16 protein-coding genes are annotated in these 23,436 nt (G+C 61.1%); 10 read left to right on the top strand and 6 right to left on the bottom strand.

Annotation, left to right across the window (positions count from 1 at the left end):
* The first annotated feature begins 228 nt into the window (after positions 1-228).
* The 8 genes from ASD32_RS07350 to ASD32_RS07315 are packed head-to-tail and all read left to right on the top strand — an operon-like array spanning position 229 to position 17,293.
* Positions 229-2,682 (top strand): hypothetical protein, encoded by a 2,454-nt coding sequence (locus tag ASD32_RS07350; protein ID WP_060637362.1) that lies wholly within the window; start codon positions 229-231, stop codon positions 2,680-2,682.
* A 1-nt stretch (position 2,683) separates the two neighbouring features.
* Positions 2,684-4,492: a hypothetical protein gene (locus ASD32_RS07345; protein WP_060637361.1), complete on the top strand. Its 1,809-nt coding sequence runs from the start codon at positions 2,684-2,686 to the stop codon at positions 4,490-4,492.
* A 28-nt stretch (positions 4,493-4,520) separates the two neighbouring features.
* Entirely contained in the window at positions 4,521-7,112 is a 2,592-nt protein-coding gene (locus ASD32_RS07340; protein WP_060637360.1) for a hypothetical protein, read from the top strand.
* A gap of 34 nt (positions 7,113-7,146) precedes the next feature.
* Positions 7,147-9,840: a hypothetical protein gene (locus ASD32_RS07335; RefSeq protein WP_060637359.1), complete on the top strand. Its 2,694-nt coding sequence runs from the start codon at positions 7,147-7,149 to the stop codon at positions 9,838-9,840.
* Between the two features lie 9 nt (positions 9,841-9,849).
* Positions 9,850-12,129 (top strand): hypothetical protein, encoded by a 2,280-nt coding sequence (locus ASD32_RS07330; protein WP_060637358.1) that lies wholly within the window; start codon positions 9,850-9,852, stop codon positions 12,127-12,129.
* Positions 12,126-13,040 carry a hypothetical protein gene (locus ASD32_RS07325; RefSeq protein ID WP_060637357.1) on the top strand — a complete coding sequence of 305 codons (915 nt, stop codon included), beginning with the start codon at positions 12,126-12,128 and terminating at the stop codon, positions 13,038-13,040. The genes ASD32_RS07330 and ASD32_RS07325 overlap by 4 nt, the downstream gene beginning before the upstream one ends.
* Positions 13,028-14,794: a hypothetical protein gene (locus tag ASD32_RS07320; protein ID WP_060637356.1), complete on the top strand. Its 1,767-nt coding sequence runs from the start codon at positions 13,028-13,030 to the stop codon at positions 14,792-14,794. The genes ASD32_RS07325 and ASD32_RS07320 overlap by 13 nt, the downstream gene beginning before the upstream one ends.
* A 12-nt stretch (positions 14,795-14,806) precedes the next feature.
* Positions 14,807-17,293 carry a hypothetical protein gene (locus ASD32_RS07315; protein ID WP_060637355.1) on the top strand — a complete coding sequence of 829 codons (2,487 nt, stop codon included), beginning with the start codon at positions 14,807-14,809 and terminating at the stop codon, positions 17,291-17,293.
* Positions 17,294-17,397: 104 nt separating this feature from the next.
* On the opposite strand, the gene ASD32_RS07310 is transcribed toward ASD32_RS07315, so the two are convergent.
* On the bottom strand, positions 17,398-17,673 hold the full coding sequence (locus ASD32_RS07310; protein ID WP_156383089.1) for a hypothetical protein: 276 nt from the start codon (positions 17,671-17,673) through the stop codon (positions 17,398-17,400).
* Between the two features lie 137 nt (positions 17,674-17,810).
* Between ASD32_RS07310 and ASD32_RS07305 the strand changes: the two genes are divergently transcribed.
* Positions 17,811-18,080 carry a hypothetical protein gene (locus ASD32_RS07305; RefSeq protein WP_060637353.1) on the top strand — a complete coding sequence of 90 codons (270 nt, stop codon included), beginning with the start codon at positions 17,811-17,813 and terminating at the stop codon, positions 18,078-18,080.
* 364 nt (positions 18,081-18,444) lie between these two features.
* A complete protein-coding gene (locus tag ASD32_RS07300; protein WP_060637352.1) occupies positions 18,445-19,005 on the top strand; it encodes a DNA-3-methyladenine glycosylase in 561 nt (186 codons plus the stop codon).
* Between the two features lie 126 nt (positions 19,006-19,131).
* Here the strand turns inward: ASD32_RS07300 and ASD32_RS07295 are convergent, their stop codons facing one another.
* The 5 genes from ASD32_RS07295 to ASD32_RS07280 form a co-directional block, all read right to left on the bottom strand.
* Positions 19,132-20,394 (bottom strand): sorbosone dehydrogenase family protein, encoded by a 1,263-nt coding sequence (locus ASD32_RS07295; protein WP_244490139.1) that lies wholly within the window; start codon positions 20,392-20,394, stop codon positions 19,132-19,134.
* A 264-nt stretch (positions 20,395-20,658) separates the two neighbouring features.
* A complete protein-coding gene (locus ASD32_RS07290; RefSeq protein ID WP_156383088.1) occupies positions 20,659-20,844 on the bottom strand; it encodes a hypothetical protein in 186 nt (61 codons plus the stop codon).
* 280 nt (positions 20,845-21,124) lie between these two features.
* Positions 21,125-21,322 carry a hypothetical protein gene (locus tag ASD32_RS07285; RefSeq protein WP_060637349.1) on the bottom strand — a complete coding sequence of 66 codons (198 nt, stop codon included), beginning with the start codon at positions 21,320-21,322 and terminating at the stop codon, positions 21,125-21,127.
* A 134-nt stretch (positions 21,323-21,456) separates the two neighbouring features.
* The gene (locus ASD32_RS29450) at positions 21,457-21,609 is read right to left on the bottom strand and encodes a hypothetical protein (RefSeq protein WP_156383087.1); all 153 of its coding nucleotides are present in this window, start codon (positions 21,607-21,609) and stop codon (positions 21,457-21,459) included.
* Between the two features lie 306 nt (positions 21,610-21,915).
* A complete protein-coding gene (locus ASD32_RS07280) occupies positions 21,916-23,280 on the bottom strand; it encodes a cytochrome P450 (protein ID WP_060637348.1) in 1,365 nt (454 codons plus the stop codon).
* Positions 23,281-23,436: the final 156 nt, after the last annotated feature.

Raw genomic sequence — 23,436 nt, 5'->3', positions numbered from 1 at the left:
GATGGAGCGGCATCGCCCTGCGCCATCCTTCTGGTGGATCGGCCGATTTGAGGCAACAGAATGCGCCTCATTGATCGTACGAGGCTCTAACTTGCCAGAGGATAGGCCTTCCAGACAAGCGAATATCGCGATTTGCTAATTTTTCTCAACCTGTGTGAGCTAGCTCACATTCCGCATGCCGAGTTCGGCGCATGGTTGCTCATCGATTGGCGATGGGAGACTTGATCAATGTCGAGGGCGGACGAACTTTACGTCATAAACCGCGACATGTCGGTCCGGTCGTTGCGGGACGGGGTGCGGCGGCGCAAGCCGGTGGTGTTTCCGCTTCCCATCGTCATCGATCCAGACAGCACCGGTCCGATCACCGATATTCAGATCACTGACGCTGGGGCGCCTGATCCCGGATCCGCAGAGTTTAGCGTTGCGGATTCGGGAGACGGGGCGCGGGGACAGGATGCTGTTGCGCTGAGCCCGGATGGCACATTGTCCCCAGATACAGCCTATCCGGCGTCCAATGATGCCGGTTTCAGTTTCGTGCTGCCGGTCTATGCGCTCCAGGAAACCGGCGGACGCTATGCTGCCAGCCTCAAATGGCTGGCGAGCACAGAGCCGGGCGGGCCTATTGCGCGCCTTACTGTGGGGTTCCAGCGCCGCATGCCGGGCTTCACCGCCGATCATCCGATCAAGGAGATCGCACACGAGGTTTCGGCAAGGATCGTATATTCGGTTCCCGTGGAGAACGGCACGGACACGCCTGCGGAGAGCTGGCTGTCGATCCCGCTCGGTGCCGTCAACCGCGTGGATGGCGAGACGTCGCAGCTTGTGTTCGATCTCAACACCAAGGCTGATTTCGATCAGCTTTGGTCGGCGATGACCGATCCAGCAGCCAAAGGCCGGCTGGAGTTGCGCTGCTTTGCCACGGTTGGCCGCCGCACATGGCGGCAGATCATTCCGAGCGATTTCGGCGTGCAGGATCAGGTGCGGTTTCTCGATCGCGGCGTGCTTTTGACGATGATGATCAAGCCGCCGGAATGGCGCCATGTGCGCCCTGCACGCGACAGACCCCAGCCGCATTGGCGCCGGGAAGATCTGGCGCGCCGCGTCCTGCGGCAGCCCTTTAGCACTGTTTCTGAGGGCGTTTCTGCGGCGCATCTCAGCACCGTGCATACGCTGAATACAGCCGTGCTGATGCGCGGGTTCGATGCGCCTTTGCCCGCAATGATGGAGGTGGCGCCGCTTGATCTGACGCCCGCCACTTCGCGTGAAATGCTGACGCAGGTGTTCCGCCCCGATCTCAGCGAAGCGCTCGACATCAGCGATCTGCGGGTTGGCGCGCGGCGTGTGGTGCCAACAAGCGCTTTCATCGACAAAATGGGCCGCCCGGCGCTCATCCGCACCCAGGCCGAGGCCGTTCAGGCCATCGCGTTTAACTTCGATGTCGATGTCAACGCTTACATGTTCGATGTGCCCGGCGATCTGCGTCCGAGCATGACGCGCGTGCTGTTGCGGGCGGAGTTTGATGCAGGCGAAGGCCGCCCGCCCGTTGTCTACTATCAGGATACGGCCTTTCCCGGCCGTTACTATTACGAGCCACAGGAATTCCGCATACCGCGCCGTGAAGAGGCGCCATACCTCCCAGCCGTCAGCATCGCGTTCTTCGACGTCGTTGAGGCCGCGGACGCGAACGAGAATAAAATTCTCTATCGCGCCCATCTGGCCTATCGCGCCGTGCCCTATCTGGACCGCGCGGTGCTGGCAAGGCTGAAACGTTTTCTGGGCGAAGGCGCCGTGCTCTCGGCGCTGATCCCTGAGCAGGCGGCGCTGCGGCTGCGGCTGCCCGATGATGCCGGTACCGCCTTTACTGAGAGCGAGCGGACGGCAGCCACGATCAGCCTCGATGACGGGATCATCGACGAGGTACAGTTGACACCTGAGGCGCTGGCAGCGGTGATCACGGCGCTACAGAGCGGCGGCCTCGACGGGCTGGTGACGGCCTCGCTACCGGGCGCTGCCAACACCTCCATCCCCATCCGCCTGTCGCTGCACGAGGCGAGCGGTGTCCTCCTCGAGCGTAGCTTTCGCGGTCCCGTGGGCGCCGGCCGGGTCCGCGTCACGGTGCGCAACCGCATCGAGAGCCCGCTGACGATTGCCGAGTTTCTTGCCACCCCGGCCGGCGACGGCCTGGCCTTTCCGGATGCCAGCCCCGGCTTGCAGATTGCAGCAGGCGCGCAGGCCGACATCGATTACCGGCTCGATCCCCCGGGTACTGTCCTTACGGATCTCAATCCCGTCCTGCGCATGACGGTCAATCCCGACATGCCTTTGCTGTTGCCCTCGATCATGGTCAATCGCGGCTTCTCCAGCCAGACATTCACGCTCTCCCTTTCAATCGATCCGATATATTTCGGCCAGGTCATGCCTGGGGACACGGAGGCGCTTGCGGCGGTGATGATCGAGTTCGAGGGCGACACGCAAATTGTCCTTGATGCCGCAACGCTCACCGACGACGTGCCGCTGCGCCTGCCGATCCTCGACTGGCTGCTGCACCGGCCGCGATCCGAGCACTATCGTTACCGCGTCACCAATCTTCACGGTGCATCAGCCGATATCTGCGGCCGAGCCGGTCCGTGGATAGACGGTCTGGGTGCTGGCGCGGTCGCGATCGTTCCGGCGGGAGCGTGAGGTGATCATGTTTTTTGATCTTCCCCAATTGGCGCCGATCCGTCCGGGCGAGGGCTTTCCCGATCATGAGCAGCCGCGCGTGCTGCATGTGCTCCCGCGCGGCCTCACTGCGGCGCGTGAGGCCGACGGCACGCCACGTTTTGCGTTGAGCCGTTTTCGCGACACGGCCATCGATGCCTCCGGTGGTTTGATGCATCTCGAACTCGACCTTGCCACGCTCGACCCTGAACTTTTGGGCGCGGCCGCCGCCGATGGCTGGGTACTCCGCCTCGTCGGCTTCATTGCGGCACGGGCGCGCCTGCGCAGCCATGTTCCAGGGTTCCCCGATGTGGACCTGCCTGATGCCTGGAAACCGGCCCGTCTGTCCAGCCGCACGTTGATGGTCGAGAAGCATCTCTTCGATGCGCGTACCGCCCAGATGCTCGATGCGCTGCTGTCTTCGGACGCCGGCGATATCGAGGTTGAAGTGGAGGCGCTTTACGAGGGGCTGGAAGAGCCCATGCCGGTACTGGTGAGCGCCGACCTGCACGAGATCGCATCGCTGTTGCGGCTGGAGGGGGAGGGGGCCACCGGTGAACAGATCGAGGCGGCCATGCTTTCGGCACCCACAGGAAACGGCTCGCCCTTCCGGCTGGAGCGGCTGGAAGGAGAACGTCTGGCCGATGGGTCGGCGCTCCGCCGTCTTCTGGCAATGGCGATCCGGGGTGATATTCTCGCCGCTTTACCCGCCGTCGATGCCTGGGAAACCCCGCGCTATCAGTGGCGTGGCGATATTGCCGTGGAGGGCCGCCGCAGCTGGGACCTCTCCGTCTATCGCCGCAGCGTCCGGACCTGGCAGGGGCGCTGGTCCCTGCGCAGTTTCATCAGCGCGCTGGATCCAGCCGCGCGTGCGGCCATGTTTCCGGCATTTTCAGCAATCGCTCCGTTCTCGGTCGTACCGGTCACGCTGATTGCCCCGGTTGGGCTCGATGCGCGTTTTGTCCGGCGCGTTCAGGTCGATGTGGTGGCCAGCGGGCCGGGCGGTGTGCCGCAGCAGCGTAGCTTCATCTATCCGCCAACGCCGGCCTTCCATCGCTTTGCGGTCACCTATCCGGCGTTAACGGACGCTTTTGCACTCTCCGCGACGATTGCCGCAACGCTGTCGCCGATCGCGGGGACGGTGCCGGCGCTGCCTCGGCCACTGGGCCGGCAGGCGTTAAAGGTTGGTAGCGCGGTCGCCTGGACCGCGGAAGATGCGGGGTTCGAGACGTTGGCCATCTCCGCGATGCCCGGCCTCTTCGAACGCGCCTCGCGCATCGAGGTGAGCATTGCCGGTGATGGCGAAGTGCTCTGCCTGGCGGACCTGATGCGCGAGGCGCCCGAAGCCAATCTTGCCTGGGTGACACAGCCCTTACCCCCTGTCGCGCGGGTCGTGGCGCATCGAGACGCGGGCGAAGGCCCCAAGGTGGTCATTTACGAAGGTGCTGCCGAAGGTTCACTTCTTCTGCGCCCGGAAATGCTCGATGTGCTGGAACCCGGCGTCGTCCTGGTTTCGCTCGAGCCGGACACGGCAGCCAATGCTGCCTATGTCGCAATCACCCTGCGCGACCCGACGGGGCGGCAGCGATCGTTTTCGCTCGAAGCCGGGGAGAGTGCGGAGTGGCGGTGCTGGGCTGCCTCGCGCTTCGATCTCCTGACCTACGAATACCGCTTGCAACACATACCCCGCATGCCGGATGGCGCCACGCTGCCGCTGGTAACCGGTGAATGGCAACGCGCGGGCGACCCCGCCCTGAACGTGATCCTGCCAAGTGCGGAGGTCGATCCATGAGCATGACCCCAATCGAAGGAATGCCGCCATGCTGCTGATTCCGTCCATCGATCGCATCGGCAAGGTCACCATCTACGCCGATGACACTCTCTTTTACCGCTTCTATCCGGTGGCGGATGCGCCGCGTCTGCGCGTAGACGATGCCGGAGATCCGGTGTTTCTGCTGTTATCCTATGCGCTCTCCGATGAGGACCGCGCCGCGAAACCCGATCTGCCCGCCGGCGGCGGCTACCTGTCGTTCGACACGACTTTCGAGCTAGCCGAGGCGGAGCTTGCAGCCGTGCGGGACACATTGAAGCCGCGCGTGGCGGCCGAATGGAACCGGCTGCGCAACGGCACGCCGCAGGAACAGGCAAGGCCGGGCGTCGCCGGCACCAGCGAGCCGCCCGCCATCGAGCTCGCAACACCCACCTGGACGGAGGGCGTGGTGTCGATGGATGCGCCGCAAAGTGCCGCGCTTATTGAAGCGCGCGTGGCAGAATCAGAACCGTCGCTGCTGGCGGGCAATATTACCAGCTTCTCCATGGATCTGACGCCGGCAGGCGCCGCCTTCATGGAACAGACGCTTCTGGCGGACGATGCTGCTGCGGACGAAACGCCGATCCAGATCGCTTACGACCTGCGCTTCTGGGCGCGGCTGCCACCTGCCCGTATTCACCTCGAAGTGAATGCAGAGCGCATGTACAAATATATCGAGGAGCAGTTCCGTGGCCGCAGCGTTGCCGCTTGTACCGGCTATGATTATTCGAACACAGATGTCGATACGGAATCGCTGACTCTGTCCGGCGCGGTCACCGTGCAGATCGACACAGGGTCCGGATCGTTGCCCGAGGAGGTCATCGCCGAACTGCGCGCCTATGCCTTCGATCTGGTGAAGCAGCTGGTTCAGCACAGCTTCTTCAGCCTTGAGGGCGGCGATGATGCCGGAGCCACGCCGCAACGTTCCGCCGATGGCCGGCCGGTGATCCCACCGCTACGCCGCCGCTTGGTTGGGCGCCGCAAGCTGGTGCGCAAGCAGATCGACCAGCAGACGATGTCGATCACGCTCGACCTGGAGCAGAGCAGCGTGGTGCCGTGGACGATCCACCCGCGCGGAACCATGCAGACATTGCTGCCGGGAGACCTTGCGGCCAGAAAGCGGCATGTGCGCAAACTGCGCCTCGACGACCCGTTTTTTGCAACGATCGAGACCGTCATCCAGGTGTTCGGGGAGCTTGACCTACTTGATCATGTGGAGGTCGAGCTAGCCTATGAGGCCATCGACGAGCGGGGCAATCCGCACGCGACCGGCACAGTTCTCAGCTTTCGCGATACGGTGCCGCAGACCTGGCGTACAGCGGTCGTCGGTGGCATCCGGGATTTTCGCTGGCGCCAGCGCTCGATCCTGGCCGGCGGGCGCGCTGGTGCTTTCAGCGAGTGGACGGTGACGCATTCGCCGCGTGTACCGGTCTCCATCGAGGCGCCGGGCATGCTGGACATCGAAGTTGTCTCCGGCGCCATCGACTACGGGACGCTGGTGCGCAGCGTCCAGGTCACCCTTGCATACGAGGATGCCGCGTCTGGCGTGCCGCGCGAGGAGATGGTCGCGATCCTCGACATCACAAAGCCTTCCATGATCTACAGGAGACGGATAGACGCGACGCAGACGCATCCCGTGATGGCGAAGGTGCGGTTCGACCTTCACTCCGGCGATGTGATCGAGAACAACGAGTGGGCCCCGGTGCAGGGACGCCAGCTCGTCGTCAACCAGCCGAGCGAGGCGGTGCTGGACGTCAGTCTGCTGCCGTCTGGCAATGGCTGGGCCGATGTGGTCGCGGTCATGGTGGATCTCGAATATGAGGACCGCGCCAACGCCGTCTCGATCCGCGATACCATCACGTTGAAGACGCTGGGGGCTTTCGCCACCTGGAGCGTCTACCTGCGCGACCGGGCCCGGCGCGGTTACCGCTATCGCTGGACCGCGTCCTTTGCCAATGGCGATCTGCTTGAACAGGGCTGGCAGGACAATTCCGGCGATCCGGTGCTGCCGATCCACATCCAGCGATCGGGGATCATGGTCACGGTGGTGGCGGACGCGCTGGAATTTGCCGAGTGCCCGTTGACCGAGGTGACCATCATTCATGACGTGCCCGGTGGAGCGAGCGAGACGCTGGTCTTCCGCGACAAGGCGCCGCAAACCTGGCATGTCGAAGCCGCCAATGGCACGCCCGTCGCCTTTCGCTACCGGGTAACGCATTTTCCGATTGGCCGCGATCCGGTCCAGCTTGCCGAACGGCATGAGACCGATCCCGTCATCGTGCTGCCAGCCTACCGTGCCGTCAGCGCTGGGCAGTTGCAGGTACAGATCCTGGCGCCACTCGTCGATTTTAACGCGACACCGATCGTCGCCGTGGATCTGCGCTATCAGGATCCGGACAATGATGTCGATCTCAGCCATTCGCTCACGATGACGATATCGGAGCCGACGGCGTCCTGGGTCGTACCGACACGCGACGCGCGCGTCACCGGCTTCCGCAGCCGGATCACATACTTCCTCACCGACGGAATCGAAAAGCAAGGTGAGTGGGCTGCCAATACCATCCCGCGGATCGTGGTGCCGGCCTACCGCCCGTCCGCATGACATTCAAGCCAACCCTGTCCAGGAGGACACGCGCATGCTGAAATTACCCGAATGGCGCACCTTCCAGGAACAGCGCGTCACCGTTTATCAGGACGACACGCTGTTTTGGAAATTCTATCTGGTCCCCAATTACGTCACCATCCGCAAGGACGACGCGGGCAAGCCGGTGTTCCTGCTGATCGCCTATTCCTTCGGCGATCAGGACCGGGAAGAAAATCCCGACCTGCCGCGCGGTGGCGGCTACATGGTGCTTGACGTCGAAATGCGCGTTGATCCCGCGCATGAAGAGGTCATCAAGCAGCAGCTCCAGAAAGATGTCGATCAGATGTGGCACGAGCTGAAGCGCCTTGCCGATCAGTCCGGAAAGAGCGTGCAGGGCTACCGGATCAACAGCAGCCACAACCTGCCGCGCCTCAGCACCTCGGTTTCGCTTGGTGTCGATGACGTGCTGCTCGGCCTTGGAGCCGATGCGCCGGAAGCACCTCCCGGCGACCAGCCGCCGAAAGTGGTGCTGGCGAGCCCGACCTGGGTGGAGGGCACGTTCAAGGTCTCGGCACCGCAAAGCGAGCACCTGGTCTCCAACCGGCTCGCCGAAGGCAAGACCTCCCTGGTCGGCACCAATGTCGCCTCTGCCAATCTCGACCTCACCCCGGCCGGCGCCTCCTTCATGGTGCAGACGCTGGTCGATCCCGATGGCACCGGCGTCACCGATCTGACGCCGATCCAGATCACCTACAATCTGAAGTTTGTGGCGCGTGTTCCCCCGGTCAGCGTCGTCGCATCGGCCAATACGCGCAGTGTTTACGCCGCCGTGAAGGGCATCTTTCACGATTTTGACGATGGCGGCTGCGACGAGGACACGGTGTCCCATTCCGAACAGAACATGGAAATGGCTGTCTCCTCGGGCCTCGTCGATGTGAAAATCGACGTTGGCTGGCCGGATGTGCCGGAGGATCTGGTCAACCAGATGCGGTCGGACGCCATGAAATCCGTGCAGGATGCGCTGACCAAGCGGCTGGCCGACAAGAAGCCGCCGCCAGTGCCGGCGGCAGACGATCCGACGCGTGAGTTCGTCAATCGCGAAAGCGACGTCTTCTATCTGAAGACCGAGATGAGCATGGATTTCCAGACGTTTACCCATAAAGAAACGATGGCGAGCACGCGCAAGCAGGAGATCAATCCGCAAGGCACGCTGCAGGCATTCCTGCACGGCCTGTCGCCGCAGGAGATCCGTCAATATGTGCGCAAGATCGATCTGGACGATCCCTTCTTCCAGACGCTCGATCTCAAAGCATGGGTTTTCGGTATCGACTGGGACAAGGACCCGATCGACTTCGTCGAAGTCGAGATCGACTATCGCGGCACCGATGAGAACGGCCAGCCGGTGAACAAGGCGACGACCTTCATTTTCACGAAGGACAAGAAGGAATTCGCCTGGGATCCGAGCCTGATCGGGGCGAAGCGCGAATATCGTTGCCGCTGGCGCATCGGCTATCGCGGCCACGAGCCGAGCGACTGGAGCACCTGGGAGGCGAAGGCAAGCAACCGCCTTAGCCTCAGCGTCACACCGCCCGGCAAGATCGATGTCTCCTTCAAGGTCGGCGATATCAGCTTCGACACGGTCACCAAGAGCGTACAGCTCGAGGTCGAGTATGAGGATAGCACACACGGTGTTCCCAAGATCGGCACCATGATGAAGCTGGATGCGGCGGCGGCCGAACAACGGTTCTCGCACTGGATCTTCAAGCCGCGCAGCAAGCCGGTCCGTTATCGCTCCACGTTTTTTCTGAAGAACGGCCAGACGATCGCCGGCGAGTGGATGGAGACTTCGGCCGATACCGCGCTCGTCAACGAGCCGCGCTCGGAAAACCGTCTCGATGTTCTGCTGGTGCCGAGCGGCAGGAGCTGGGCGCAGGTCGTGCAGTCGGTCGTCACGGTACGCTATGCCGATGTCCGCAATGGCGTCATGGCCGAAGCTTTCTATCAGCTGAAGACGCTGGAAGAGTTCAAGCAGTTTGCCGTCTACGTCGCCAATGGCGGTCCGCGCAAGTTCGAATACCAGGTCGTCACGACGTTCAAGGATGGCTCCAGCGAAGAAAGTGGCTGGCTGAACGGCGACGGTGACAGCACCGTGCAGGTTGCCGTGAAGGAGCCGCCGGAACTGGTGGTCGATGTATCGCCGTTCATGCTGGATTTTGGCGTGACGCCGGTGGTCGAGGTCGGACTGCATTATGAGGATCCGGCCAATGGCATCAATGAAAGCGAGACCTTCGCGCTGACCTCGAAGGATATCCAGACCTGGTCGGTGCCGCTGAGCAATCCGGCCAAGAAAGATTTCAAGGTCAAGTATACCTATAACTGCGCCAACGGGCAGGTGGTGGAACGGGCCGAGGAAACCTCGCCGGACACCAAGGTTACCGTGCCGAAGCTCCTTGTGCCGGAGGTCGTCGCCTCCTTCGTGCCGCGCATGATCGATTTCATGCAGACGCCGGTGGTGGAGGTCAATATCGGCTATTCCGATCCGGCCCGTGGGCAGGACGTGCAAAAGACCTTCAGCTTCATCGATGCGACGCCGCAGGAGTTCCGGCTCCAGGTGGATGCCGCCGCGCCCAAATCCTATCAGGTCGAGATGGTCTACTATCTGGCCGATGGCCAGATCGTGACGCACCCGCCGGTCCTGTCGAACAAGACGCAGATTACCATTCCCAAATATGTCCAGGCGGCGTGAGGCACGATCATGTTGTACCTCAACCCACCTTTCTTCGAATATGAGGGCGTTGTCGTCGGTCGCGACTACAGTGATCCGCAGCAGTTCTGGTATTATCCGAACCGGCCGCGCATCGGCACCGACGAGCAAGGCCGCCCGGCGGTACGGCTGATCGTCTACAAGGAAATCCTTGAAAACCTCGATGCGACCGACGACGAGGTGGCGGCGGGCTTCCTGCTGTTCGATACGGTGCTCGACTGGGAGCCGGAGCGCCTCAAGCGTGTGGCGGCGCGCATCAAGCAGGACATGGATCTTGACGATCTGCCGCGGCTGGCGCCACTGCAGTACCGTTCCGGCAAGGTGCGGATGACGTTTCTCGACCGCAAGAGCGCATTGCCGGGCGATCCGCCGCCCGGCGAGGACGTGCCTGAAAGCGAATGGGTGAGCTTTCTAGAATCTTCTGGCGTGCCCGCACTCTATGCCGATAACCGGGCGATTTTCAGTGTCGAGCTGACGGCCAAGGGAACGCGCTTCATCCTCGGCTCCTTCGATGGTTTCATCCCCGCCGGTGTCGTCTACGAACTCAACTACGTGGCGATGCAGCGCGCCTACAACGTCAAGGTCGAGGCCGACTGGAACCTGGTCTACGAATATATCCGCGACTACGAGCAGGAGCGCATCTTCTTCTGGAACGACGAGGTCGAAAAGATCGTCGAGAAGCTGGAGGAGGAGCGGATCATCAAATTCACCGCCTCGATCGAGGGGGTCGGCGACGAGGGGATGGAGGGCGAATATAAGGAAGTCCGCAAGCAGCTGACGCAGTATATCTATGAGAAATTCTTCGAGCCGAAGATCAATCCGAAGGCGCTCCTCGACAAGGATACGCCGGGGTCGATCGTCTCGCTGATCTCCGGCGTGCGCGATACCGGACTGCCGATGCAATTTGGGGGATCGAAGCGCGAGCTGAATGTCGAGCAGCGCCGCAGCTTCGAGGCCGATGTTTCCACCTACCGCGCCGTCGAGCGCATGATTGCGCCGCAGGGCCATCTCAGCGTTTTCTGGAGCGACCTGAACCTCACGCGTGACCAGGTGATCACGGTGGTCGATGACAAGGACGATGTCTGGAGAATCTCGGAACTCGGCGTCATCGCCGTCGCCGAGTTCGCCGACAATGCGGTTGCCCATATCGTCGTCGATATCGTCTATGGCGGCCTTTCCGGCGGACGGCCGGCTGCGGATGCGCGCACGTTCAGCCTTGTGCTCAACAAGGAAAACCGCAAGGGCGTGGTGCGCAACTGGTTTGATCCCGCGCTCGGCACCCGTTTCCACTATCGCTATACGGTGGCTTTCGGGCCGGGGGCTGTTGTCGGCAGCGACGTCCTCGTGACGTCGGACTGGCTGGAGGCCGAGGGCCGGGAAGTGACCATCAATCCGGAGATGCTGATCGAGCAGCGTTCCTACGAGTTCCAGCGGTCTTCCCTGCTCAAGCCGGAACGTTTTCCCGAGGTGCTGGTCCGCCTGAAATACACCGATCCGGATACCGGTTGGCAATATGACCGCTCGAAGCTTTTGACCTCCACCGTGCCGTCGTGGACTGCGGAGTTCCGGGTTCGCAAGGGCGCGCCGAAAGAGGCGCTCTACGACGCGCAGTTCCTGCATGAGGGCGGCACGATCAACCAGGAAAGCCGGCCGGCGGGAACGCTGGTGACGCTCAACGATCCGCGCGAAAATCTGGTCCATATCAAGCTTATGGTCACCGACCGCCAGGATTTCCAGCATGCCATCGTCAGCCTGGAATATGCCGACCGTGCCAACGACATCTTCGAAAGCGAGACGATCGACATCTCGGCCGACACGGTGAATGACGACCATGAATGGCAGTTCCGCCGGGCGCCGGGTGCGCGCGCCCGCTACCGCTACAGTTTCATCCTTTTGAAGACGGACGGCTCGCTCTTGGAGACCGACTGGGTCGAGACCGAGGCTCCGTCGCTTCTGATCGGCGACAGGACGGCGCGGACCTGGTCTATCCGCCCGCAGCTGATCGGCCCGCCTTTTTCCCAGAACGGCGTCGAGCGTATCAGCGTCGCGCTCGCCTATGAGGATGCGGCCAATGACTATCGGGCAAAAAGGGACCTCATTTTCGCGGCGCCCGGAGACGCGGGGTCGCTCGATCTCAATCTGCGCAATCCGGCGCTGCGCGACTACACTTATACGGTGACCTACAAGACCGTCAGCGGCTTTGACCGCAAGGTCGGGCCAATCAACGCACGGGACAGTTTTCCCATCATTTCAACGGTACCGCCGGCATGACGGCGATTTTAGAGACATCCGATAGCCGGGTCGATGTCCTCTGGCTGAGCGCGCTGCTTGCCGGCCTCGGCAGCGAGGCGCAGGACGCCTATGAAGGACTTGGCCGGGCGGGGGCCCGCTCGTCGGAAGGCCGAATGTGCATCGACGGCGGCGCCAGCACGCTTGTCGCCGTGACGGCGCCGGGGCGGCGGACCTGGGAGGCGCATGTGCTTGCAGGCATCGATGCGGATTGCCAGGACTGGACCGGTTGCCGGCTCGGTCCCGATGGCGAGCAGGTCCATCTGGAGCGCCGGATGTTTCGCGGGCGCGGGCAGGCCGCAGTCACCCAGGCCCGGATTGCCGCAGCAGCGCACGACCCGGCTGCAACCGCCTGTTTCGAAACCTGGCACCGGGCGGTGGGGCCGTTCGGCAGGGTCTATTCGGTTGGCCGGGACAGCCGTGGCTGCGTGCGCATCGCGTGGCAGATCGACCGGCATGTCGATGTGGCGGCATTGCTGGCGCCAATGATCGGTCAGGAAAACTGGGTAGCGGCCGCGCACTCTCTCAATCTGGTGCACGGCTTTGATCTTGCGCGCAGCAGGGGGCCGTGGAGCCTGTCGATCGATGTCGCGGCGCCTACGCCCGTATGGCGCTTCGGCTCCACCCGCTGGGCGTGGGCGCTGGAAGGTGCTGCCAAGCGACAGCGCCTGGCGCAATGGATCGCCGCTCATGGCGGTGACGGCGGCTATGCCTGCGCTTTGCACGATCTTCTTTCGGGCTGCGAGACAGGAAAATCAGGGTCCACCGGCCGGGCGGTCGAGGTGGACGTGTGCGAGGGACGCGTCGTGGCCGCGACGGCTTATCTCGGGGCGGCATTGGTGTCCTCCGAAAATGTACCGGGTTATCAAAGGAGGCTGACATGGGCTGGGTAAGAATCCATCCTTTCATACCGAACTGGCCGGGCGGCGGCGATCCACCGGTGTTCGAGATCAACAGCAACGAGAATGGCGAGGCGGTGGTCGAGCTGGCCTGGGATCCGCAGGCGTTGCTGCACCCTGCAAAATATCCCGACCTCTTGCGCTACTATTGCAGTGCCGACGGCATCAGCGGCACGATGGAGCGCGACCGCGGCGGCGCCATGACCGTCAATGTGCCGGGCGAGCGCATCACGCTGAATGCCAATCGCGCCACCTGGGTGATACCGAAGCCCCTGTGGGAAGCCTATGTCGAGGAAAGCCTGAAGACGCTGAACTCGCCGCCATCGAGCACATTTTCGCGCAACCTCTATTACCGCGTGAGCGTGACACCGCCCGGTGGCTCGAAGGCTGAGATATGGCCGCCGGACCACGCGCTCGGCGCGCAACGCGTCACGCTGCCGCCGCCGGATGACAGCGGCGTTGTCGATAATGCGTCCGCAATGGCTGCACCCCATATCGGTATCCTGGCGCTGTCGGCCAGTGCAGCCTCCCGCGTCGTGCCGGACGCCGCCGCCGTACAGGCGATGGGCGGCATTCCGTTTCTGCCAAACTTGTGGAGCACCATCCTCAACACGATCTGGAGCAAGCTGCCGGAAAACGATCCGGGCCGCCTGTCGCTGGCCGCCGTGTTCGCGCATCCCGAGTTCAAGCGGTTCACGGTTGCCGAGCGTGGCGATGTGCTGCGCCTGTGGTTGCTCAGCAGCAAGATCCGCAAGGATATTCCGGTACTCCTGTCACGCCAGGCGATTACCGGCAGCGCCGTGCAAACGCCCATCCTCAAGAAGATGGCGCTGAAGGGTGGCAAGACGCTGCTGTCGCTTCTCCTGGAGCTTTTGACCATACACATCCATCCCGACCTTGTGGTCATGACCCGCGAGGAACTGGTTGCGGATGTCTTGCATGAGGTGCTCGATCCGAATGGGCGGGTCAACCAGGGGGCTGCGGGCACCTGCGTGCCCACGTCCATCCAGACGATGCTGATTACCGTCAATCCGGCCGAATATGTCCGGCTGCAGATTGGCTGGCTGAGCTCGGCGGCAAAAGCCGAATTGGCCAACGGCTCGGTCGCCGCGTTGCCGCGCGGCATCCTGCAGATCGCGCGCTATTCGCAAGCGGGCGCGCCGGCATCGACGGGATTTTATGCCCGCAACTATGCCGAGCTCGCCTTCCAGGGGGCGGCGATCAAGTTCTCCCATGGCAGCAGTTTTCCCGCCGATACCGGCAATGAAACGAGTGCCAAGGCGATGTTCAAATATGTCCATGACAACGGGCTTTTCCCCGACCAGACCAAGCGGCTGCTTGAAGCGCTGTTCGGTGTGAGCTTTACCGGATCGGCCGTGGCGCCAACCAACGCCCCGACGACTGCAAGCATTCAATCAACCCTGGCGGATGGCGTATTCGCGGCCCTGCCGGCCAAGCAACAGCCGCTGCTCGTCGCCACTTATTGGGGCGTGCCGCCCTGGGCGCCGCCGCCGGCTGGCAAGAATTATGGCGGCCACGCGGTGCTCGCGCTGCGCCACGAGGGTGGACGTCTTTTCTTCAAGAACCCGCAATATGCCGGATCTTTGCCGGCAGGCGTGGATGGCGGCACCGCCACCAATCCGCCACGGCGCTACGAAAACGCGGCTTCGACGCTCGAATCCATCGCCGATGCGGATCTGCGCAAATGGATATTTTGGTACTTCACGCCGGACACGGCCATCATCTGAGGGAGTCAGGCCATGCTGTATCTCGATTCACCAGTCGGCTCGATCGCCGGATTGACACTCTTTCGCGATCACGCCAATCCGAACCTGTTCTATTATGCCTGCGAGCGGCCGCGTCTTGCCATGAACGAGGGCGTGCCGGAATTCGTCTTTCTCGTTTATCAGCGCGATATCACCGACAATCCCAACCTGACGCCGGAAGCCAAACAGCAGCTGGGTGGCGGGTTCCTCGCCTTTACCGTCGATCTCTCCGTCGATGACGTGCAGCTCAAGGAAGTCCGCCGGCGGCTCGGGCAATTTGCCGACGGCACGGTGGAGCTGGCGCCACTGCCTTATCGCAGCGGGACGGTGCGCCTTTCCATCACCAAGGACACGGCCGAGGCACCCGGTGCTGCGGCCGATACGCCGAAGGGCGTCAGCTTCTTCGAAGAGGTCTACGGCACCAGCAAACCATCGCTGCTCGGTGGTAACCGTGCCACCTTCGGGGTGATGATGGACCATGAAGGCGCGCTGTTGATGGAAGCTGCGCTGAAATCGGGCATCAGCCCGATCGGCGTGATCTATGATCTGGAATATCTCGGGATGCGGCCGGCGTTTAACGTCAAGATCACCGCCGATTACAAGCGCATCTACAACCATCTCGAAATGCAGTTCGGCATCCGCGGCGGCGTCGGCCCGATCACGGCCGCCGTCGATATCGGGATGGCCTGGCAGAAGCTGCGGGAGGACGGCTCGATCAAGGTCGAGGTGACCAACTTCACCGACGACGAAAACTTCCGCAAACAGGCCGACGCGGCGTTCGACTGGTTCAAGACGGAACTGCTGCGCGATTTTTTCAAATCTTCGCTTGAACCGCCCAGTTTCATGAAGCAGGGGCAGTCCTCAAATATGCTCGGTGCGCTGCAATCGCTGCTTGGCCCCCTGACCGAGAGCCAGCAGGGGCCGACGCGGCCGGCCATGGGTGCGCCCACGACACTCGCCCCGACGCCGAGCGCGCCGCCGACCTCGCTGGACTCCGGCACGCAGACGACCGCCGATCGCAACAAGTCCGCGACGGCTGCGGCAGCGCCACAGGACAGCGCGGCAAAACCCGCCGCGAATGGAACTCAGTTCGGTCTGCAAATCGGCTTCTCGCTGAAAATGTACCAGCAGGAGGAGTTGAAGACGCGCTCGTTCGAATATTCGATGCAGGCAGCGGTGTCGCGCACGGCAGCGCCCCAAGGCCTGTTTTCCACCATCGTCAATGGCATGGATCTCTCCCACGCGATCAAGCATGTCTCCCTCGACGACGACTTTTTCAAGCATGTGAACGCAAAGTTCCAGCTCGGCGCGGACCTTGCCGCGAGCCAGATCGAGTTGGTGAGCATCAATATCGAATATCCCGGGGTGCGGCCGGACGGGGTGCAGCCGGAGCAGGTTGGAGGCATCACGTTCACCCCCCAGGACAATGGCGCAAAGTTGTTCCGCACCTTTCTCAACGATGCGCTCGACCTGCGCTATCGCTACAAGATGGACATCCATTTCGCGCAAAACAGCGACTGGGAAGGCAACGAACCGCATTATACTTCAGGCTGGATCGTGGAGACCGGCCAGGCGCCGCAGGTCAATCCGTTCGATGCCGTCGATCAACTGCAGATCGAGGTCTCGCTCGGCAGCACCGTGATTGCGCCGGTGCAGCAGGTGCAGATCGATCTCGTCTACGACGATCCCGCAGTCGGTATGCGGGCGGAACGGTCCATGACGTTCAAGCCAGGAGATCCCACAAAAAACTGGAAGCTGCGGTTCCCGGAAGGTGCGATCCACAGCTTCAAGCATCGCGTGACCTATTTCCTGGACGAAAATGTGCGTCACCGGACAGACTGGATTGAGAGCGGCGCGATCACCACGGAAGCCATGTCGCTGATCATTCCCGGCCCTTTTCTCAACACAATGAAGATCCCTGTTCTGTCGCTGCTCGATCCATCCAGCATCATCGAAGCGAGCGTGGATGTCCTTTACGTGGATGCCGCACGCGGCTACGAATGGCGCGGCCGCACCGTCTTTGGCCCGGACAGTCAGAACCAGTCCCGTTCCCGCGAAATCTCCATCCCGACGCTCGATCCCATACCGCATGGTGTGACATATTCCGTCACTGTCGTCCGGGCCGACGGCACCGTTCTGGAAGTGCCCTCGCGTGAGATCAGGCCGGGCGAAAAGATCATGGTCAGTGACGGCGTCGGGCAAACACGCATCATCAGGATCGAACTGGCCAATACCAATCTCGAAGCGGCCGGGCTCGTTGCCGTCCGTGTCCGCGTGCGCGGCCAAGGGGAGGACGCTGACCACGACGATGTCATTTTCCGGCCAGGCGACGTCTCGCCAAAGTCGGTGATGCTGGTGCAGCCCATCGAAGGCGCCTTTACCTATAGCTACGAGGTCGAGGGATATACGGCTTTCGGCGTTCCGAAGGCCGGGGTTCGCACCGATACGCAAGACTTGAAGCTGGTGGTTGGCCTGCCCTGAGCGGCAGGCACGGGTCGCCAGGCCAGTTATCCCGTACACGGGAACTTGCATCGGTTTAACGCGATACCGGGAAGCGATTGGCAACTATGTGACGTCCTGCGACACTACACCGTCGGTGTCCACGCCTCTGTATCGAGGATCGGGACTGCCTCATCGGCTGACAACGCACCGGCGGGGGCGAGGGTGCCGAGGAGAACGGTGGTGTTGATCTGCTGTGGCAGAATTTCGGTGTAGACCTGCTGAACCTGGAACCAGGTGTCACCCAGTTGCTCGACCCGGACCAACTGGCCTGCGGAAAAACAGGGCGACGGACCTTCGGTCTCGATAATGGGATGGGGGCGGTCTTTGACCTGCATGACAAAGCCGATAAAGTATCTCACATGTCTCTCCTTTACTGCTCGCAACGGAAACCCGCAGAAAGTAACGAAAGTTCCGTCGATGCGAGGTCGCAAAGGATTCCATCTGGCAAGTGTCAGCGCATGATGGATATTGCGACCACTTTGGCCGAGTGAAATTCATGCTCAATCGCTATCACGCCGGAAACTGCCCCTTCTGCCGCCAAGGCCGGCTGTTTCTCTTTCGCAACGGAACAACAGAGGACATTTATGCCCATTGCGAAGAGTGTGAATGGGGATATCTGACCCCGCAGGAGATTGAGCAGACGAGCGGTTTTCTGACGCTCCTGGAAGATTTCGAGGCCGACTACGCCACGCTTGAAGAGATTTCTCGCAGCGTCTGGGCGAATTACACATTGGCTAAAGCCGATGATAAGAGCGGCAATCCATGACTTTCGATAGTAATCAGGGTGTTCGCTTCAGCATGACAAACGAAGGGGATGGGTGTGCATCCGGCGGATCGTTCTTGATGGCCAGAAGACTGAGTGCGCAGGCGACCAGGGCTGCGATAAACATCCAACCTTGCGGCATTTGTGAAATCCTCCAAATGCAGTTGGCGCACAGCACACACCCGGGCGGGTTACCGTCCCTTTAATCAACATGGTAAATGCCGATCACTTCTCGACCGGGATCGACTGAGAGAGCAAAAATTGTAGGGCAGCGCCTCAGGAACGCCGATTCGACGGCCGGCACTCTTCTCAAAGTCGGCCATGCGTGGCTTTGTGCAGCGAGCGAAACGACAGGAAACACGCATCGATGACAGTTGACCGGGGATGGATGCACGCTTTTTTCGATCGCCCTGCACCCGCTGTCGCGGTGGATTTGATTGGCGCTGAATTTGCGGTTGGCGGCGTTGGCGGGCTGATCGTCGAAACCGAAGCCTATACGGATGATGATCCGGCGTCGCACACGTACAACGGCCAGACCCCTCGAAACCGGGCAATGTTCGGGCCGCCGTCGAGCATCTACGTCTATCGTTCCTACGCCATTCACTGGTGCCTGAATTTCGTCTGCCATACGGCAAGCGCCGTCTTGATCCGAGCCCTGGAGCCTGTATCGGGCCTGGATCTGATGCGGCAGAGACGGGCGATGGTCAATCCTGCTCTGCTGTGTTCCGGTCCCGGACGCCTCTGCCAGGCGCTGGCCATTACAGGCGGCCTCAATGGCCTGTCCCTTTCCGACGCTATGTTCAGTCTTACCATCCCATCAAAGCCGTCGGCGGTAACTGCCGGACTTCGTATTGGTATTACCAAGGCGGCTGACGTTCCCTGGCGTTTTGGCATCAAGGGTTCACCGTTTCTCAGCAAGAAGATGTGATCGGTCGCTTTGGATGTTGATAGGAGCCGCCGTCAGATGAAAATGACGCGTCGGCAAACCTTCACAGAGCAGAAACCGGCGTAAATCGGCGAACGCCTTCGCCTCTCCCGCCATTTCCGAGAGCAGTTAGCGTGTCACACGCCAGATCGTGTTGCCGACATCGTCAGCGACAAGCAACGCGCCCGTTTTATCAACGGCGACGCCCACAGGCCGGCCCATTGCTTTATCATCGCCGCCGATGAAGCCCGTCAGAATATCCTGGGGCTGTCCTGCCGGCTTTCCCTGCGCAAAAGGCACAAAGACAACCTTGTAACCGCTTCGCGGTTTTCTGTTCCACGATCCGTGCTGCCCGACGAAGGCGCCGTTCTTGTAGCTCTCGCCAAACAGGTCGCCGGTGTAGAATGTCAGACCCAGTGATGCGGTATGCGGACCGAGCGCATAGTCTGGAACTATGGCTTTTTCCACCAGCTCCGGCCGTTGCGGTGTCACGCGCGTATCGACGTGCTGGCCGTAATAACTGTAAGGCCAGCCGTAAAAGCCACCATCCTTGACAGACGTCATATAATCTGGAACCAGATCGCTGCCGATTTCGTCGCGTTCGTTGACAGCAACCCACAGCGCGCCGCTATCCGGCTGCCAGGACAGGCCGTTCGGGTTTCTGAGGCCAGACGCAAACAGACGGACTGCGCGGGTGGCAATATCGATCTCCAAAACTGCAGCGCGATTTTCCTCGGCAGCAATGCCGTTTTCACCGACATTGCTGTTGGAGCCGACGGTCGCATAGAGCTTCGTTCCGTCGGCGCTGGCGATCACATCCTTCGTCCAATGGTGGTTGATGGGACCGCCTGGCAAATCGGCGATCTTTTCAGGCGCCGCCGTGATCTTGGTATCTCCGTCATTGTACGGAAAAGCCACGATGGCATCGGTATTGGCGACATAGAGCTTGCCGTTGGACAGCGTCATGCCGAAGGGGGAGTTCAGCCCCTCCAGAAAGGGTGAGCGGATTTCAGCAATCCCGTCGCCATCGGCATCGCGCACAAGCGTGATGCGATTGGCGCTCGGCACCTGCGCGCCGGCCTGGCCCATGACGAGGCCCATGACCCAGGCTTTGGGGCTGAAGCCGGTCTCTTCTTTCGGCGGCTTGTTGGTCTCGGCAATCAGCACGTCGCTGTTGGGAAGGACATGAATCCACCTTGGATGATCAAAGTCCTTGGCGAAGGCGTTGACCTTGAAACCCTCAGCGGGCGTTGGCGTCTTGCCTTCTGGCCAGGATGACGCTTCGGCAATATTGACGGTTGGAAGGATGGTCGGATTGGGTTTCGGCAAAACGGGCGAAGCGCCATATCCCTGATCAACAGAAACAGTCGCCTCTTCGCGATCGAGCAGCACATATGCGCCGGCTGCGGCGCCAATAACAACCACGACCAACAAACCGGTTACAATTTTTTTCAAAGGGAGAGCTCCACAGGTGTGATTATGTTGCGCTCTTTAAACTCGCGGCGCTCCAATTTGTTGCAACGGCTTCTGCCAGCGGTTTGCGCGTGTCCGTTCGGGATTTGCCGGTTTGTGTACATCCAAGCCGGTTGGCCCCAACTTTCGCACCGCGTCGCTCGGTCTGGCTGCGTTGAGCCTCCGATGATTTCTCTTTTCCAATCAGTCCTGGGCAATCTGCATGTCCAATGTGATGCGCCGGGTCTGCAGCGCGGCTTCAAGAGCACTGATCGCATCGTGTTCCCCCATGCCTTGTGCCATCAGGCTGTCGATCGCATCGGCAACCAATGCGGAAACGATACTCCGGCTTTCCCCGTGCCGGTCAGTGCTCTCCAGATTTTCAGGCATTTCCATAATCTCCCACCCACCTCCATCCGCACTGCAAGCCATCCCCTACACGCCCGGCACTCATCGTCCATGTTGACGGCATTCAGGAGGGCCAGCCAAGCGCTTTCAACATCGGGCCTATGAAAGCCATCAGCGCGAAGCCGATGGCAACGACGATGATGGCAAGGATCAGAAACTCTGAACGGCGTTTGGGCATCATGGCGCCATATTGTTTGTTGCGACATCACGACGCCGCAAAGATAGCCCCGATTCCTGCCAGGCCCGCATCTCGTTTATTGCGTCAGAGACTGCCGTCACCCTTGAAATAGCCGGGATATTGCACTTCCTCCGGATCGGGTTCATTGGGCTTTGGCTTTTTTGACGTCGGCTTGCGTTTCTCAGCGGCCATGCTCCCATCATCGACACCAGCGGCCGGTTGCTTGTCATTTGGGCTGACATCGTCAGCACTCGTTGATTTATCATGATCATTGATCGGCATGGCATTCTCCTTCGACGCAAAACGGGCAGAAGGGATGGATGGTTCCGTGCCTGACTGGTCTTTCCAATCTCCCGCCAAACTGCTCTCTCACGTCAGACAGGAAACTTCTGTTTTGACGGTCGCGCCGGTACCTGTCATGCGCTGTTTCTGGTCGTTTGGTTGCATTCAGCTTCAACGACAATCTCCGTCAGATGCGTGAAGCCGATGCGGGCTTTCGTCAGGATCGACGCATTGGCCACGGCCAGTTCCATCACATCCTTCAAGAGACCCATGATATAGTCAGCCATGCGTTTCTCCGCCGGGGTGGTGGAGGCGTTTGCTATGATCATGACGACGAGGCCGTACATTCGCCGGTAACTATGGGGCTGACGCGCTTCGCGCAGCCATTCAATTCGATCTATTTCCATGCGGCTCCCCAAACTTGCAGATTGGAAACGCGACATACCCTTGAATGTTTCAGCGGCGTCCGCCCTTGGTTAACGCCCGGTTAACGATGTCGGACAGGCAGACTGATCCGGAACGGGCATCGTCGGCATAGACACGCAGAATGCCCGCATCAAACAGGTATCCCGCAGACGCTTGCGGCAGGGTGGCTAAGCGTGCCGCTTTTCCACATGCATGAGCAGGCGCTGTTTGGGTCTCAACGTGACCTTCATCACAGGCGTTGGCGGTGTGGCGGTCGTCGAAGACAGATGGAATGTCTTGAGCAGGACCGAAAGCACAGCAACCCCCTCCATCATGGCAAAGGCGCTGCCGATGCAGACGCGGGGCCCGGCACCGAAGGGCATGTAAGCATAGCGGTGTCTTTGCTTGGTGTTTTCGGCTGTGAAACGCTCGGGGTCGAACGCTTCGGGGTTCTTCCAGATCGACCTATGATGGTGGACGGCGTAGATGGGCACATACATCACCGTCCCCGCCGGGATGTGAAAGCCGCCAAGCCGGAAATCCTGCATGGCCGTGCGGGTGATGACGGGTGCCGGCGGATAGAGCCGCATGGCCTCGGAAAAGACCTGGCGGGTATAGGTGAGTTTCGCAATATGCTCTGACGCCAGCGGTGCTCCTGCGGTCACGGCGTCGATCTCGGAAATCACACGTTCCTTGCATTCCGGGTGGCGCGCAAGCAGATCGAATGTCCATGCCAGGCCGAGTGCGGTGGTTTCATGGCCAGCCGTGATGAATGTCATGAGATTATCGACGATCTCCTCGTCGCTCATCGTCCTGCCTGTTTCCGGATCAACCGCTGCCAGGAGCATGGAGACAAGATCATGACGGTCTTCCCCGCTCTTGCGCCGGTCCGCAATCACCCCTGCAAGGCTCGAGCGAAGAAATGTGACGGCTGCCCGCGATTTCCGGCGGCCGGGATAGGGCATCCATTCGGGCGCGCCCACCACGCTGAACGCGAAAGTCCACCCCGTCGGCACGAGGAAATCGGAAATGCTCTTTTCGACCTTGCCGACATCGATGCCGTGACCGCCCGACATCATTGTCTCGACAATGATGTCAAATGTCGTTCGCATCATTTCGTGCCCGACATCGACTTTCCCTGACGGCATTTCCAGCCAGCGGTCCCTGGTCGCCTCGGCTGCGGAAATCATTGCCGGTTGCAGATCAAGCAGCTTGTCATGGCGGAAGGCCGAGGCGGCCGACTGCCGCTGCCATTTCCAATGGGCACCATCCGCCGTCAGCAAGCCTTGGCCAAGGGCAGGACCCAATGCCCGGCGAACCTGCTCACCCTTGCCCAGCGCGTCTGCGTTCTTGACAAGCGCTTCATGGATCAGGGCAGGATCGGCAATATAGATCTTCACATCGCCGCCCATCTTCGAAAAAACGATGGGTTCATTAAAAATTTCCGGTGGCAGAGCATCCAGCGGATTTCGGATCAGAGAGACCAAAGCCTTTGGGGTCGATGTCCTGACGACAGGCCCCATAGGCTTGGAAGATTGGTTGATCCCATCCATTCGGTTCTCCATCCCGTTCTTAAATCTAGTTTTGAAATCGCTATGTCAGGGCATGCCGCCCTCGGGCATACTGCGGCGATCACCTGGTGTTAAACATAGGTCTTGGAAAGCTGCACACAAGCTATCTCCCCTGCCGGCCGGTGGGGACCCATGGAC

The organism is Rhizobium sp. Root483D2, from assembly GCF_001426685.1.
Classification (GTDB): Bacteria; Pseudomonadota; Alphaproteobacteria; order Rhizobiales; family Rhizobiaceae; genus Pararhizobium; species Pararhizobium qamdonense.
Note: the sequence above shows the minus strand (reverse complement) of the source record. Positions and strands in the feature narration are given on the sequence as shown.